Here is a 14,141-nt window from a genome sequence, read left to right on the forward strand (position 1 = left end):
ATGGGAAAAGCACGCCGGCAATCCGGCGCGACGACTGCGATCGCTCGGGTCAGTTAAGTCGGCTGGTCAGCGCGCCGCAAACGCGCGCGGAGAAACGCGACGGCAGGCGCTTCCTGTCCTGCAGCACGAAACCCTTGTAGGCCGGATCGCTGAAAAGCTTTTCCATGGCGGCGTAGATAGCAATGTTTTGGCTTTTCGGCAATTGCGGCGCGGCGCACCCCTTCTCCCCTTGCGGGAGAAGGTGGATCGGCGCGCAGCGCCGAGACGGATGAGGGGTGTTCCAGCGGAGTGAGACGCCGGCATTCCCCGGAGCACCCCTCATCCGGCCGCTATGCGGCCACCTTCCCCCACAAGGGGGGAAGGAGAGACTGGCGCTCACACCACCTCGAACACAAAGGTCTTCACAAGCGCCTCCGGATCGCCGATCGCGTAGCAGCGGAACCATGGGCTCTGCTCCACCAGCCGCCATCTCCCTGCCCGCGTCAGCTCGTCGAACACGCCCTGAAACCCGCCGCTCTCGAACACCTGGTCGCGCACGGTGAAAATGGCGTGGCCGCCGCTTTTGGTGATGCGCACCAGTTCGTGCAGGCCGGAGGCCGGCGCGTGGCCGATGGTGAAGACGCCGGTCGAGAAGAAGGCGCGAAAATGCCGATCCGGCCAGGGCAGCGGGCCGCCGAGCATCGCCTTCTTCAGCTCGCCATAAGCCGGCTTGTTGTCGGCCTGGCGGCTGCCGGCGATCTTCAGCATGTCATCGGAGAGGTCGAGGCCGACGATGTCGCCATAGCCAAGCGCCTTCAGCGACGGCCCTGACAGGCCGGTGCCGCAGCCGGCGTCGAGCAGCGGGCCTTCGCCCGCCGGCACGTGCCGCGCCACCCAGGCGGTGATCAGGAACGGCAGAAGGTAACCCAGCGAAGCGGTCTCGCTGTCATAGGTCGCGGCCCAGTCGGCATAGGCCCTGGCGAGCCCTTCCGGCGAGTCGGCCGAATAGACGGAATCCAGCGCCGCATTGGCCTTGTCGAGATTCATGGGGCGTCTCCTCCGCAATGATGAGCGGAGGATCGTAGCGCGGACTTTTGCTGCCGGCTATTCCCCGTGTTGCCGACGCAGCCGCTGCTCCAATGCCCGCAGCGCCAGCGACAGGCCGACGGTCAGGATGAGGTAGATATAGGCAACGATCGAATAGGTCTCGAAGAAGCGAAAGGAGCCGGCGGCATAGACCTTGCCGATCTGGGTGATATCGGCGACCCCGAGCACGGAGACCAGCGAGGAATCCTTGACCATGGCGACGAAGTCGTTGCCGAGCGGCGGCAGGATCATGCGGATCGCCTGCGGGAACACGATCAGCCTGAAACGTTGCGCGCGGCTGAGCCCGAGTGCCTTGGCGGCTTCGATCTGGCCTTTCTCGACCGACTGGATGCCGGCGCGGAACACCTCCGAGATGAAGGCCGAATAGCCGATGGTCAAAGCCATGATGGCGCGCCACAACAGCGACACGTCGCGCACCAGGAGTTCGCCCATCAGCCCGGCACTCTGCAGCGGCGCGGTCAGCGCATTCCAGGCGGCGACGAAGGCCGGCGCGCCGGCGAAGGCGATCCAGAACAACAGCACCAGGATCGGCACGCCGCGGATGATCTCGACATAGAAGCGCGCGATCTGGCGCAGCCACTGCGATCCCGACAGCGCCATCAGCGCGATGCCGAGCCCAAGCGCCGAGGCTAAGGCGAAGGCGACCGCGGTGACGATGATGGTGATGCCGATGCCCTTGGCGACGGTGGCGAAGACCTCGGCATAGAGGTCGCTGGACGCGATGGCGAGGGCTGCAGCCAGTGCGAGGACGGCCGCGGCGGCAAGCCACCAGGGGAATTCGGGTTTGGTGGTGGATGCGGCCATCATGCGACGCCGGTGGAGCGGACGTTCCGAGAGGATGGCGCCCAGGCCCCCCTCTCTGGCCTGCCGGCCATCTCCCCCTCAAGGGGGGAGATTAGCAGTTTGAGCCGCTCCGCAGACTCTGCGACGTCGATAGTTGGCGAAAGCCGGCGCGACGTCCAATCTCCCCCCTTGAGGGGGGTGAGGAGAGGTCCGCGTAGCGGACGAAAAGCCAATTGCTTGGCTTTTCGAACGACGAACGCCGGGAGCGACAGCGAAGGGCCGGGCCCGGCAGGGCAGAGAGGGGGGACTGGGCGCAATGTCAGCGCGATTTCCTGCAAACTCACCGCGCGCAGCAAGACGAGCTACTGCCCCATCTTGTAATCGAGGAACCACTTCTTGTTGAGCTTGTCGAACGTGCCGTCGGCCTTGAGCGAGGCGATGGCGGCGTTGACCGGCTTCACAAGGTCCGAGCCCTTGGGGAAGATGAAGCCGAAATCCTCGGTGCCGAGCGGGCCGCCGATCAGCTTCAGCTTGCCTTCGGAAGCATCGACATAGCCCTTGCCGGCGGTGCCGTCGGTCAAGACGACATCGACGTCGCCCGCCTTCAGCGCCTGCACGGTCGCGCCGAAGGTCTCGAACAGCTTGATGCGCGGGTTCTGCTCGTTGCCGTCGAGCACGCTGTAGACGGCGGTGTAGAAGGGCGTGGTGCCGGGCTGGGCGCCGATCAAACCGTCCTTGAAGGCGCCGAAGCTCTTGGCGTCGGTGAAGCGGCTTTCATCGCCGCGCACCAGCATGAACTGCTCCGAGCGCATATAGGGGTCGGAGAAGTCGACCTTCTCCTTGCGGTCGTCCTTGATCGTGATGCCGGTCATGCCGATGTTGTACTGGTTGTCCGAAACCGCCTGGATCATCGCGTCCCAGGAGGTGTTCTGGTACTCGACCTTGAAGTTCAGCCGCTTGGCGATCTCGTCCATCGCGTCATATTCCCAGCCGATCTGCTTGCCGGTCTTCTTGTCGATGAACTGCAGCGGCGGATAGGCGTTTTCCGTCACCACCACGACCTTCTTGCCGCCGAGGTCGGGCAGATTGTCGGCGAGCGCGGCGACAGGCGCGAGAAGGCAGGCCACCATGGCGGCCAGCAGCAATTTCGACTTGGTCATGACAAATCTCCGAAGGTGCGACCGCGCTGCAATTTCGCGGCCTGAGAAAATCCGGCGCCGACTTTAGCTTGCCGCAAGCGCCATGCAAGCCGGTCCGCTGCGACGTCGCGCGCTATACGCAAATCCAATGCTCTTCGGAAACGGTTTTGTGGACGGCCTTTGCGGCGATCAGTCCTGATCGGCGGTGGCCTCACGCAGCCCGGCGACCAGCCGTGTCAGCGTGCCGTGCAGAGCCTTCAGCTCGGCCCGCTCCAACGGCATGCCGCAGCTTAGCCCTTCCTGCACGTCCTTCATCTTGGCCCGCAGCGCCTCGCCCTTCGCGGTCGGCTGGACCAGCACCCGCCGTTCGTCGGCGGCATCGCGCCGGCGCGTGACGAGGCCGCCCGCTTCCATGCGCTTGACCAGCGGCGTCAGCGTCGCCGAATCCAGACCAAGTGCCGCGCCGAGCTCGCCGATCGTGCTCGGCGAATGCTGCCACAGCGCCAGCATCGCCAGATATTGCGGATAAGTTAGGCCGAGCGGGTCGAGCAGCGGCCGGTAGAGCTTGGTCATCAGCCCGCTCGCCGAATAAAGCGCAAAGCAGAGCTGCTGGTCGAGACGCGGCACGGCGATAGCCCCGGCGTCTTGCGCCGGGGCTTGCTTGGCCATGGTTTCGGTTGTCGTCGTCATGCTGCCTTTGCCGGAAGCGCCGTGGTAGACAGCGCCACGTCGATATTGCCCCGGATGGCGTTGGAATAGGGGCAGACCTTATGCGCTTCCGATACAAGCGCCTCTGCGCCCGCCTGATCAAGCCCCTTGATCTCGGCAGCCAGCGCGACGCCGAGGCGGAAGCCGCCCTGGTCGTTAGGATAAAGGCTGACCGTGGATGTAATCGAAGCGTCCTCGAGCGGCAGCTTCTGCTGGCGGGCGATGAAGCGCACCGCGCTCTCGAAGCAGGCCGCATAGCCGACGGCAAAAAGCTGCTCCGGATTGGTGGCGCCGCCCTTGCCGCCGAGCTCCTTCGGCATCGCGAGGTCGACCTTGAGCAGGCCGTCGCTGGTTTCGCCGTGACCGTTGCGGCCGCCGCTGACGTGAGCCTGGGCGGTGTAGAGTGCAGACATTTTTGATCTCCGTTGATTTGTACACGATTATTTAGTGTACAATATAGCTGGGTGTCAAGGGCCACGATGTGTGCCCGTCTTCGGTGTTCAGATGAATCGGTGGCAGGCCCTCAGCTTCGTCATCCACGGGCGGAGCGACGCGAAGCGGAGCGAAGACCCGAGGATCCATTCCGTTACCTCAGCTACGGAGTGCAGCGGGGCAGAATTCTGCACCGTTGCGGAGCCTCGATGTCACGGAATTGATCCTCGGGTCTGCGCCGCGTCGCTTCGCTCCTTGCTCCGCCCGTGGATGACGAAGCTCAGGCGTTTCAGCCAACCACCAAGGCATGCGCGAACGCAGGTTGGATAGGAACTGATCGGGGAGCCGGTAGGTTTGGGCTTTCCGCCAAACGAAAAAGGCGGCCGAAGCCGCCTTTCCGGAACCTGTTTCGCAGAAGCCTTATTCGGCCGAAGCAGCCGCGGCGGCGGCCTTCTTCTCGGCGGCTTCCTTGGCGGCCGTCTCGGCGGCCAGCGCCTGGGCGGCGGCGACCTTCTCGGCCTCGATGCGGGCGCGCTCTGCGTTCAGCGCATCACGCTCTTCGTCGTTCAGCTTGCGGGCGCGCACGCCGGTGTTTTCCGAAATGCGGGCCGACTTGCCGCGACGGTCGCGCAGGTAATAGAGCTTGGCGCGGCGCACCTTGCCGCGGCGCACGATCTCGACGCCCTCGACCATCGGCGAGTAGACCGGGAAAACGCGCTCGACGCCTTCGCCGTAGGAAATCTTGCGGACGGTGAAATTCTCCTGGAAGCCGGAGCCGGAGCGGGCGATGACGACGCCCTCATAAGCCTGGACGCGGGTGCGGCTGCCTTCGGTGACGCGCACCTGGACGCGCACGGTGTCGCCCGGCTGGAATTCGGGCAGCTTGCGCTTGGCTTCGATCTTGGCGGCCTGTTCGGCCTCGAGCTGACGGATGAGATCCATCTCAAATATCCACTTCTTTTCTTCCGACAGTCAGAGCGTCCTCACTCGCCTTGCAGTTCCAACGACCGCTCGGCTATGCCCTTTGTCGAAACATCGGGCAGGGACGGCTACACCGCCATTTGTTGACGGGTCCAGAAGATCGTTCTTCCGGTTCGGGCGGCGACATACAGCTATTTCGGCGCTTTGTCACGTCCAAATGCATGTCGCCCAGAAGTGTGCGCGGTTCTGGGACGACGATATGCATCGAAAAAGAACTTTAAGGCATATTTTTTGAGCTCCTGGTACCATCTTATTGCCTCATGCCGGGTTGCGCGAGCACGCCAAGCTTTCTAAGCCGGAAACGTGTATTCCCGGACCTTCCCTCCATGACATTCTCCGATGCCGTCCTGCTCTTCCTCGCGGGCTTTGCCTCCGGCGCCGCCAATGCGGTCGCCGGCGGCGGCACTTTCCTCACCTTCGGCGCCATGACGGTGGTCGGCCTGCCGCCGATCGTCGCCAACGCCACCTCCTCGGTGACGCAGCTGCCGGGCTACATCACCTCGACGCTCGCCTATTGGACCGATATCCGCCACTTCTGGCGCGGCGCCCTGCTGCTTTGCCTGATCTCGGCGCTCGGCGCCCTGGCCGGCTCGCTCATCCTGCTCGCGCTCACCAATCCGTCCTTCCGCGCCCTTGTGCCCTGGCTGCTCATCGCCGCCACCGCCCTGTTCGCCGCCGGGCCGTGGCTGAAGCCGGCGGCGGGACCGGAGCACCAGGCCTCGGTCGGCTCGCTCGCCGGTTCGATCGCGCAGTTCGCGACCGCGGTCTATGGCGGCTTCTTCGGCGCCGGCATGGGGGTGATGATGCTCGCCACGCTCGGCCTGACGCAAGCCGGCGATTACCACCGGCTGAACGCTTTGAAGAACATGCTGTCCATCGTGATCGCGGTCGTCGCCATCCTGGTCTTCGTTTCCGGGGGCGTCGTCGCCTGGCCGCAGGCGATCGTCATGATCCCGGGCGTGGCGCTCGGCGGCTATGCCGGCGTGTGGATGGCCAAGCGCGTGCCGCAGGCCGTGGTGCGCGGCTTCGTCGTCGGGGTCGGCCTGCTCCTGGCTTTCTATTACTTTACCAAAAGCTGAGAACTATGATCCCGAACCGCGGGACCGCGTAAGCGAAAAGTGGGTACCGGTTTCGGCGCAAGCCTTGGAGATCGGCTGGAAACGCCCGTTGCGATCGTCATCCACGGGCGGAGCAAGGAGCGAAGCGACGCGCGCAGACCCGAGGATCCATTCCGTGACGTCGAAGCGCTGCTCACGATGCAGAATTCTGCTCCGCTGCGTTCCACGGCTCAGGTCACGGAATGGATCCTCGGGTCTCCGCGACGCCGCTTCGCGGCTGCTCCGCCCGGGGATGACGAAGTTGGGAGGCTTCAGCCAATCTCCAGTGTTTGTGCTGACGCCACGGAAATGGTTCGCCGGTTCCGTGAAACGGTGAACCGCTTTAGCGGGGTGGATCGTCCGCCAGGAGGTCAGGCCGCCGTTCCCGCGTCAGCTTCTCCGCCTCCGCGCGCCGCCATTCGGCGATCTTCTTGTGGTTGCCCGAAACCAGCACGTCCGGGATCGGCCGGCCTTCGAACTCCTGCGGCCGCGTGTAATGCGGATGCTCGAGCAGGCCGTTCTCGAAACTCTCTTCCTCGCCGGACACCGCATTGCCCATGACGCCCGGCAGCAGCCGCACCACGGCGTCGAGCAGCACCAGCGCGGCCGGCTCGCCGCCCGACAGGATGAAATCGCCGATCGAGACCTCCTCGAGCGCCCGCGCGTCGATCAGGCGCTGGTCGACGCCTTCGAAGCGTCCGCACAGGATGACGACGCCCGGACCGGCGGCAAGCTCGCGCACGCGAGCCTGCGTCAGCGGTTTGCCGCGCGGGCTCATCAGCAGTCTTGGACGCTCATCGCCCGGCGGCGAGGCGTGGTCGATGGCTTTGGCCAGCACGTCGGCGCGCATCACCATGCCGGCGCCGCCGCCGGCCGGCGTGTCGTCGACCGTGCGGTGCCTGTCGGTGGCGAAATCGCGGATCTGGACCGCCTCAAGCGACCACGTCCCGGCCTCAAGCGCGCGGCCGGCGAGCGACAGGCCGAGCGCGCCCGGAAACATCTCCGGATAGAGCGTCAGCACGGAGGCGGCAAAGCTCAACGGTTGCCCCCGGCATCCTTCGGTCCGCGCGGCCGGCCCTTCGGGTCGAAGCCGGACCGGCCAGGTGCTTCACCATCGTCCTCATCCTCGACAAGGCCGGCCGCCAGCGGATCGACCTCGACGAAACCGTCGGCGATCGCGACATGCGGCACCGCGGCCTGCGTGAACGGGATCAGCACGCCCTTGCGGCCGGCAAGGGTGACATCGAGTATGTCGCCGCCGCCGAAATTGTGCACGGCGACGACCTTGCCGATGACGCCGGTATCGTCCCGGACGTCGAGGCCGATGAGATCGGCATGATAGAACTCGTCCTCCTCGCCGTCGTCAGGCAGCACCGAACGGTCGACGAAAAGCTCCGTGCCGGCCAAAGCCTCGGCGGCATTGCGGTCGTTGACGCCCTTGAAGCGCACCACCACCACGGTCCCGGCAGGCCTGATATCCGTAATCTGGAAGGCGCGGCCGTCCTTGGCGAAGAGCGGGCCGTAATCGGCCAGCGCCAGCGGATCGCCGGTGAAAGTCTTCACCCTGAGTTCGCCCTTGATGCCGTGCGCGGCACCGATGACGGCCATCTGTACGGGGTTTTCGAGCTTCGACATGGCGGCACTTCCTTTGCCTTGCTCTAGCCCTCTGACGCTATCATTTCAATGACGGCCTCTTCACCGCTTCCTAACCTCGACACCTGACAATGCCGCCATGCAGGAATTCCTCATCCCCGCAAAACCCGATCTCCAGGCGGCGCGCGAGACCTGGCTGAAGACACTGGCGCATGAGCGCCGGCTGTCGACGGAGACCGTCGAAGCCTATGAACGCGACACGCGCCAGTTCCTGCATTTCCTGACCGGTCATCGCGGCGGCCCGCCCGGCATTTCCGACATCGCCGACCTGCGTCCCGCCGATCTACGCGGCTTCCTCGCCAAGCGCCGCAGTGACGGCGCCGTCGCTCGCACGCTGGGGCGCGGTCTTGCCGGCATCCGCTCGCTGCTGCGCTTTCTCGAAAAACGCGGCCTCGTCAACGCTGCGGGTGCCATCGCTCTGCGCGCGCCGCGCCAGCCGAAATCGCTGCCCAAGCCGCTCACGGCAAGCGACGCCAGAAAGGTCGTGGCGATGGAGGGCCAACTCGCGGAAGAGCCCTGGATCGCGGCGCGCAATGCCGCCGTGCTGACGCTGCTCTACGGTTCCGGCCTGCGCATCTCCGAAGCGCTCGGATTGACGGGCGCCGATCTGGCGACGGAAGCCGATACCGTGCTGCGCGTCACCGGCAAGGGCGGCAAGACGCGGCTGGTGCCGGTGCTGCCGGTGGCCCGCAGGGCGGTCGCCGAATACCGCCGGCTCTGCCCCTTCCACATCGGTCCCGACGGCCTTTTGTTCCGGGGCGCTCGTGGCGGTCCGCTCAACCCGGCCATAGTCCAGCGCGAGATGGCGAAGCTGCGCTCGGCGCTGAACCTGCCCGACACCGCGACGCCGCATGCCCTGCGCCACTCCTTCGCCACCCACCTGCTCGGCCGCGGCGGCGACCTTCGCACGATCCAGGAGTTGCTTGGCCACGCCAGCCTGTCGACCACCCAGATCTACACCGGCGTCGACACCGCCAGGCTGCTCGACATCTACGAGAAGGCGCATCCCCGCGCCTGATCCCGCCTGACTTCGTCATCCACGGGCGAAGCGACGCGAAGCGGAGCGCAGACCCGAGGATCCATGCCGTGACGTCGAACTGTGGCTCAGCGGAGCAGAATTCTGCACCGTCGCAACGCGTTGAGGTCACGGAATGGATCCTCGGGTCTGCGCGCGTCGCTTCGCTCCTTGCTCCGCCCGTGGATGACGACCCGATGGACGTTTCCGCTAACCACCAAGGGCATTCCATCCGACAACGCACCTCGAACAATTTCACCGCGCCGATTAACCGTTTTGCCGCTTTTCAGCGCTAAGACCCTTCCCATGAAACGCGTCATCGCCATTGCCGACCGCGCGGCCCTTGTCTCGTTGAAGCTGCTTGCGGCGCTCAATCTGCTGTTTTTCCTGTCCTTCATCGTCGTTCTGCTGCTCGCAAGCCGGGCGCATGCCGAAGCGCCGAATTGCGCCGGCATCGATCTTTTGACCGCGCTGGAAAAGAACGATCCAGCCGCCTTCAAGAAGGTCGAGGCCGAAGCGGCGGCCGTTCCGAACGGCAAGGGCCTGTTGTGGAAGCTGGAGAAGCCGGGCGAGAAACCGTCCTATCTGTTCGGCACCATGCACATGACCGACACGCGCGTCACCACGCTGCCGGCCGCCGCGCAGAAAGCCTATGACGGCTCCGGCACCGTCGTCATCGAAACCACCGATGCGATGGACAAGGCCAAGATGATGGCCGCGATGGCCAGCGAACCCGGCCTGATGATGTTCACCGACAACACCACGCTGTCGTCGCTGCTGTCGCCGGACGATGCGGCGGCGCTGAACAAGGGGCTCGACGCCCGCGGCATCCCGCCGGCGACGGTCGCCAAGATGAAGCCGTGGATCCTGTCGGCGATGATGGCACTGCCGGCCTGCGAGGTGGCGCGCCAGTCCGCCGGCGAACCCGTGCTGGACGTCAAGCTCGCTTCGGACGCCAAGGCCTCGGGCAAGGACGTCGAAGGGCTCGAGACCGCCGTTGGCCAGCTACGCGCGATGGCGTCGCTGCCGCTCGAATTCCACATGAAGAGCCTGGTCGAGACCATGAAGCTCGGCGACAAGGTCAACGACGTCAACGAAACGATGATCGTGCTATACCAGCGCGGCGAGGTCGGCATGTTCTGGCCGCTGTTCAAGGCGGTGCTGCCCGAGACCGCCGATGACCAGGCCGGCTATGCCGCCTTCGAGCAGACCATGATCACCAGCCGCAACAAGGTGATGGCCGCGAATGCGATGCCGATTCTGGCCAAGGGCAACGTCTTCATGGCCGTCGGCGCCATGCATCTGCCCGGCCCGGAAGGACTGGTCGAGGATTTTCGCAAGGCAGGGTATAGTGTTACCGCCGTCAACTGAGTCGTCTGGCGGCTGGCGGACCTGAAAACGCCGGTTTTTCAGCGCTTTCCGTCCGTTTGCGTGAAACCCGATGCGGGATCAACGCGTTGATGGCTGTTATTTTGATGACTTTCATCCAAGGAGGACACGTTTCATGGCGAACCCTAACGACCCCTTCACCCCTTCGAGCCCGCCTCCCAGGTCGGGTGGCGGCGGCAGCGGGTGGCTGATCGCCCTTGTTGTCATTGTCCTGGCCATTGTTGCGTATTATGTCTTTGGCAGAAGCGGCGGCGAGCAAGCCCCGGCCCCGGCTGAGCCGCCGGCCGCCAGCACGCCGGCCCCCGCGCCTGCGACGCCTGCTCCGGCTCCAGAGCCGACACCCTCGCCGGCGCCGGCGCCAGCCCCGGCTCCTGCACCCGCCCCGGCCCCTGCGCCGGCTCCGGCACCTGCTCAGTAATCAGGCTGCAGCTTGAAAACGAACGGCCCGCCGAGAGGCGGGCCGCTTGTTTATGTCGCTGTCTCCAGCTTCGGAAAATGCTCAAGTAGCACTCCGCAGAGATCTTGGCCGGTCGGCTCCGTTTGCATTGGCAGGTGGCATGCCTTGGAGATTGGCCGAAACGCCCATCGCGATCGTCATTCCAGTCTAATCATCCGTCATGGGACTGGCCGGCCAGGGCAGCCGATGGCGCAACTCTTCGACCAGGACCCGCTCATTCTCCGAATAGTCGATCGGAACGACGACGAGATTGACGCCGCCCGCGGCAAAGGCCCGCTCCAGGGCCGGTCTCAGCTCGGCGATGGCACCTACCCTGGTGCCCTTGGCGCCGTAGGCTTCGGCATAGCGGACGAAATCGGGATTCCCGAAGGTCATGCCGAAATCGGGAAAGTCGTCGACCGCCTGCTTCCAGCGGATCATGCCGTAGGCATGGTCCTCAATGATCAGGACCACGAGGTTGAGCTTCAGCCTGACGGCGGTTTCCAGCTCCTGGCTGTTCATCATGAAGCCACCATCGCCGCAAATCGCCATGACGCGGCGTTCTGGAAAAAGCATCGCCGCCATCATCGCCGACGGCAGGCCGGCACCCATCGTGGCCAACGCATTGTCGAGCAGCAGCGTGTTGGCGACGCGCGTGCGGTAGTTGCGCGCGAACCAGATCTTGTACATGCCGTTGTCGAGCGCCAGGATGCCGTCGGCCGGCATCACCGCGCGCACGTCGTGCACCAGGCGCTGCGGCGTGAAGCGGTCCTCGCTGTCGCGCGCCGCGATGCGGTTCAATATCCCCTCGCGCAGCGGCAGCAGTGCCTGTGCGTTGGGAATGTTGCCTTCCAGGCGGTCGGCCAGCAGCCTGAGCGACGCGCCGATATCGCCGATCACCTCGGTTTGCGGGAAATAGACCTGCTCGACAGTGGCCGGCTGGTAGCCGACATGAATGACCTTGGGACCGTCGGCGCCCATGATGAAGGGTGGCTTCTCGACCGTGTCGTGGCCGATCGTGATGATGAGATCCGCCCGCTCGATCGCCTCATGCACATAGTCGCGCTCGGACAGGGCGGCTGTGCCCATATAGAGCTCGGTCCCACCCGGCACCGTGCCCTTGCCCATCTGGGTGGTGAAATAGGGAATGCCGGTCCGCAGGACGAACTGGGCGAGGTCCGAGGTCGAGCGCGGCCGCGAGGCGGCGGCGCCCATCATCGCCAGCGGCCGCTCGGCCTCGATGATCATCCGCGCGGCGCGGTCGAGCGCAAGCGGGCTCGCCAGCGGCAGCTCGACCGGGTGCGGCGGAATCGGTGCCACCGCGTCGCATTCCTCGGCGGCGATGTCTTCCGGCAGCTCCAGATGCACCGGTCCCGGCCGCTCCTCGCCGGCCACCCGGAAAGCCTCGCGCACCACGCCCGGGATCATCCTGGGCGAAACGATCTGACGCGAAAGCTTGGTCAGGGGTTTCATCGCCGCGACGACGTCGACGATCTGGAACCGGGCCTGCCTGGACGACCTGACGCCCTTTTGTCCGGTGATCATGACCATCGGCATGGCCCCGAGCAGCGCGTAGGCCGCGCCTGTGGTCAGGTTCAAGGCGCCCGGGCCAAGCGTGGTGATGCAGACGCCGGGCCTGCCGGTGAGCCGGCCGTGGGTGGCGGCCATGAACGCGGCCGCTTGCTCATGGCGGGTCAGGACAAGCTCGATCGAGGATTTGCGAATGGATTCGACGACGTCGAGGTTCTCTTCGCCCGGTATGCCGAAGATGCGGTCCACGCCTTCATTCTCGAGGGCGGCAACAAGCAGATCGGAGCCTTTGGACACGAGGTATCTCCTAGAGCGTTTCACCGTTTCATAGAAACGGCGAACCGCTCTATCCCTTTGTTTTTACGCGATTCCGGACGGAATACCGCTCACACTTTTCCTGGAATTGCTCAAGCGAACCTTGCGAGACGAGCCATGCCGAACGCTGACGCGTATCGCCCTCGGTTCGGGTCTAGATATGAATAGGTTTGAAGAAGGTTGCCAGCGCCGCTTCCTTCACCGCTTCCGACATCGTCGGATGCGCGTGGCAGGTGCGGGCGAGGTCCTCCGACGAGCCGCCGAACTCCATCAGCACCGCCGCCTCGTGGATCATCTCGCCGGCCCCGAAGCCGACGATATGGACGCCGAGCACGCGGTCGCTCACCTTGTCGGCCAGGATCTTCACGAAGCCGTCGGTGTGCAGCATGGCGCGCGCCCGGCCATTGGCGCTGAACGGGAATTTCCCGGCCTTGTAATCGATGCCGGCCTTCTTCAGTTCCTCCTCGGTCTTGCCGACGGATGCGATCTCCGGACTGGTGTAGACGACGCTCGGGATGACGTCGTAGTTCACGTGCCCGGCCTGGCCGGCGATGATCTCGGCCACCGCAACGCCCTCGTCCTCGGCCTTGTGCGCCAGCATCGGTCCGGCGATGACGTCGCCGATGGCATAGATGCCGGGCACGTTGGTCCTGAGATGCGCGTCGGTCTTGACCCTGCCGCGCTCGTCTAGCTCGACGCCGGCCTCCTGCAGCCCCAGGCTGTCGGCATAGGGCCGGCGTCCGGTGGCGACCAGCACCACATCCGCCTCGATCGTCTCAGTGGCACCGCCCTTGACCGGCTCGAAGGTCACGGTCGCGCCCTTCTTGGCCTTGGCCACACCCGTGACCTTGGCGCCGAGCTTGAACTCGAAGCCCTGCTTGGTGAGCAGCCGCTGGAACTGCTTCGATACCTCACCGTCCATGCCGCCCAGGATGTTGTCCAGGAACTCAACCACCGTGACCTTGGCGCCGAGCCTCGCCCACACCGAGCCGAGCTCCAGCCCGATGACACCGCCGCCGACCACCACGAGACGCTCCGGCACCTTGGCCAGCGACAGCGCGCCGGTGGAGGACACGATCACCTTTTCGTCGAAATCAACCTTGACGCCCGGAATGCCGGCGACATCCGAGCCCGTGGCGATGACGACATTCCGGGTCTCGATCTCCTCGACCTTGCCGTCCTCGCCGGTCACCGAAACCTTGCCGGCGGAGATCACCTTGCCGGTGCCGCGGAAGGAATCGATCTTGTTCTTCTTGAACAGGAAGGCGACGCCGTTGACGTTTGACGCCACTGTCGTGTCCTTATGCGCCATCATCTTCTTCAGATTGAGCTTCGGCGCCGGTATCTCGACGCCCAGCGTATCGAAGGCATGGCCAGCCTCGGCGAACATCTCTGAGGCGTGGAGCAGCGCCTTCGACGGGATGCAGCCGATGTTGAGGCAGGTGCCGCCGAAGGTGGCGTTCTTCTCGACCACCGCCGTCTTCAGCCCGAGCTGCGCCGCCTTGATGGCACAGACATAGCCGCCCGGTCCCGATCCGATGATTACGACGTCATAAGCCATGATAGAACCCTTCTTA

At 65.1% G+C, this 14,141-nt stretch carries 14 protein-coding genes; 3 read left to right on the forward strand and 11 right to left on the reverse strand.

Translation table 11 applies throughout. The annotated features are described in order from the left end of the window. Positions 1-49 precede the first annotated feature (49 nt). The 7 genes from EJ068_RS14220 to rplS all read right to left on the reverse strand — a co-directional run bounded on the left by EJ068_RS14220 (position 50) and on the right by rplS (position 5,090). Positions 50-202: a hypothetical protein gene (locus tag EJ068_RS14220; protein WP_189341599.1), complete on the reverse strand. Its 153-nt coding sequence runs from the start codon at positions 200-202 to the stop codon at positions 50-52. A 173-nt stretch (positions 203-375) separates the two neighbouring features. Further along, positions 376-1,026 (reverse strand): class I SAM-dependent methyltransferase, encoded by a 651-nt coding sequence (locus EJ068_RS14225; protein WP_127250204.1) that lies wholly within the window; start codon positions 1,024-1,026, stop codon positions 376-378. A gap of 57 nt (positions 1,027-1,083) precedes the next feature. Further along, the gene (locus tag EJ068_RS14230; protein WP_127250205.1) at positions 1,084-1,893 is read right to left on the reverse strand and encodes an amino acid ABC transporter permease; all 810 of its coding nucleotides are present in this window, start codon (positions 1,891-1,893) and stop codon (positions 1,084-1,086) included. A gap of 338 nt (positions 1,894-2,231) precedes the next feature. Continuing rightward, positions 2,232-3,029, reverse strand: a complete 798-nt coding sequence (locus tag EJ068_RS14235; protein WP_126063671.1) for a transporter substrate-binding domain-containing protein — start codon at positions 3,027-3,029, stop codon at positions 2,232-2,234. Positions 3,030-3,197: 168 nt separating this feature from the next. Further along, positions 3,198-3,698, reverse strand: coding sequence for a MarR family transcriptional regulator (locus EJ068_RS14240; protein ID WP_127250206.1), 501 nt, complete (start codon positions 3,696-3,698; stop codon positions 3,198-3,200). Next, entirely contained in the window at positions 3,695-4,129 is a 435-nt protein-coding gene (locus EJ068_RS14245) for an organic hydroperoxide resistance protein (RefSeq protein WP_127250207.1), read from the reverse strand. The genes EJ068_RS14240 and EJ068_RS14245 overlap by 4 nt, the downstream gene beginning before the upstream one ends. Positions 4,130-4,568: 439 nt before the next feature. Further along, positions 4,569-5,090 (reverse strand): 50S ribosomal protein L19, encoded by a 522-nt coding sequence (gene rplS / locus EJ068_RS14250; protein WP_127250208.1) that lies wholly within the window; start codon positions 5,088-5,090, stop codon positions 4,569-4,571. A 365-nt stretch (positions 5,091-5,455) separates the two neighbouring features. Between rplS and EJ068_RS14260 the strand changes: the two genes are divergently transcribed. Continuing rightward, positions 5,456-6,208 carry a sulfite exporter TauE/SafE family protein gene (locus EJ068_RS14260; RefSeq protein ID WP_127250210.1) on the forward strand — a complete coding sequence of 251 codons (753 nt, stop codon included), beginning with the start codon at positions 5,456-5,458 and terminating at the stop codon, positions 6,206-6,208. A 361-nt stretch (positions 6,209-6,569) separates the two neighbouring features. Here EJ068_RS14260 and trmD read toward each other — a convergent pair whose 3' ends face one another. Together trmD and rimM are read right to left on the reverse strand one after the other, a co-directional pair. Continuing rightward, a complete protein-coding gene (gene trmD / locus EJ068_RS14265; protein WP_127250211.1) occupies positions 6,570-7,265 on the reverse strand; it encodes a tRNA (guanosine(37)-N1)-methyltransferase TrmD in 696 nt (231 codons plus the stop codon). Beyond that, complete coding sequence (gene rimM, locus EJ068_RS14270; RefSeq protein ID WP_127250212.1) at positions 7,262-7,861, reverse strand: ribosome maturation factor RimM; 600 nt, start codon at positions 7,859-7,861, stop codon at positions 7,262-7,264. Before rimM ends, trmD begins: the two co-directional genes overlap by 4 nt. Positions 7,862-7,958: 97 nt before the next feature. Here rimM and EJ068_RS14275 point away from each other — a divergent pair, with 97 nt between their 5' ends. Together EJ068_RS14275 and EJ068_RS14280 are read left to right on the forward strand one after the other, a co-directional pair. Continuing rightward, complete coding sequence (locus EJ068_RS14275) at positions 7,959-8,897, forward strand: tyrosine recombinase XerC (protein WP_127250213.1); 939 nt, start codon at positions 7,959-7,961, stop codon at positions 8,895-8,897. A gap of 303 nt (positions 8,898-9,200) precedes the next feature. Then, entirely contained in the window at positions 9,201-10,265 is a 1,065-nt protein-coding gene (locus tag EJ068_RS14280; RefSeq protein WP_127250214.1) for a TraB/GumN family protein, read from the forward strand. A 622-nt stretch (positions 10,266-10,887) separates the two neighbouring features. On the opposite strand, the gene EJ068_RS14290 is transcribed toward EJ068_RS14280, so the two are convergent. Beyond that, the gene (locus tag EJ068_RS14290) at positions 10,888-12,546 is read right to left on the reverse strand and encodes an acetolactate synthase large subunit (RefSeq protein ID WP_127250216.1); all 1,659 of its coding nucleotides are present in this window, start codon (positions 12,544-12,546) and stop codon (positions 10,888-10,890) included. Positions 12,547-12,718: 172 nt separating this feature from the next. Then, a complete protein-coding gene (gene lpdA / locus EJ068_RS14295) occupies positions 12,719-14,125 on the reverse strand; it encodes a dihydrolipoyl dehydrogenase (RefSeq protein ID WP_127386287.1) in 1,407 nt (468 codons plus the stop codon). Positions 14,126-14,141: the final 16 nt, after the last annotated feature.

The organism is Mesorhizobium sp. M2A.F.Ca.ET.043.02.1.1 (assembly GCF_003952405.1).
GTDB lineage: Bacteria > Pseudomonadota > Alphaproteobacteria > Rhizobiales > Rhizobiaceae > Mesorhizobium.

Excerpts from the sequence above, each read along its gene's own strand:
- EJ068_RS14240 (WP_127250206.1), bottom strand. The coding sequence starts at position 3,698 with ATGACGACGACAACCGAAACCATGGCCAAGCAAGCCCCGGCGCAAGAC.
- EJ068_RS14275 (WP_127250213.1), top strand. The coding sequence starts at position 7,959 with ATGCAGGAATTCCTCATCCCCGCAAAACCCGATCTCCAGGCGGCGCGC.
- EJ068_RS14235 (WP_126063671.1), bottom strand. The coding sequence starts at position 3,029 with ATGACCAAGTCGAAATTGCTGCTGGCCGCCATGGTGGCCTGCCTTCTC.
- EJ068_RS14280 (WP_127250214.1), top strand. The coding sequence starts at position 9,201 with ATGAAACGCGTCATCGCCATTGCCGACCGCGCGGCCCTTGTCTCGTTG.
- EJ068_RS14230 (WP_127250205.1), bottom strand. The coding sequence starts at position 1,893 with ATGATGGCCGCATCCACCACCAAACCCGAATTCCCCTGGTGGCTTGCC.
- lpdA (WP_127386287.1), bottom strand. The coding sequence starts at position 14,125 with ATGGCTTATGACGTCGTAATCATCGGATCGGGACCGGGCGGCTATGTC.
- EJ068_RS14225 (WP_127250204.1), bottom strand. The coding sequence starts at position 1,026 with ATGAATCTCGACAAGGCCAATGCGGCGCTGGATTCCGTCTATTCGGCC.
- EJ068_RS14245 (WP_127250207.1), bottom strand. The coding sequence starts at position 4,129 with ATGTCTGCACTCTACACCGCCCAGGCTCACGTCAGCGGCGGCCGCAAC.
- rplS (WP_127250208.1), bottom strand. The coding sequence starts at position 5,090 with ATGGATCTCATCCGTCAGCTCGAGGCCGAACAGGCCGCCAAGATCGAA.
- EJ068_RS14260 (WP_127250210.1), top strand. The coding sequence starts at position 5,456 with ATGACATTCTCCGATGCCGTCCTGCTCTTCCTCGCGGGCTTTGCCTCC.
- rimM (WP_127250212.1), bottom strand. The coding sequence starts at position 7,861 with ATGTCGAAGCTCGAAAACCCCGTACAGATGGCCGTCATCGGTGCCGCG.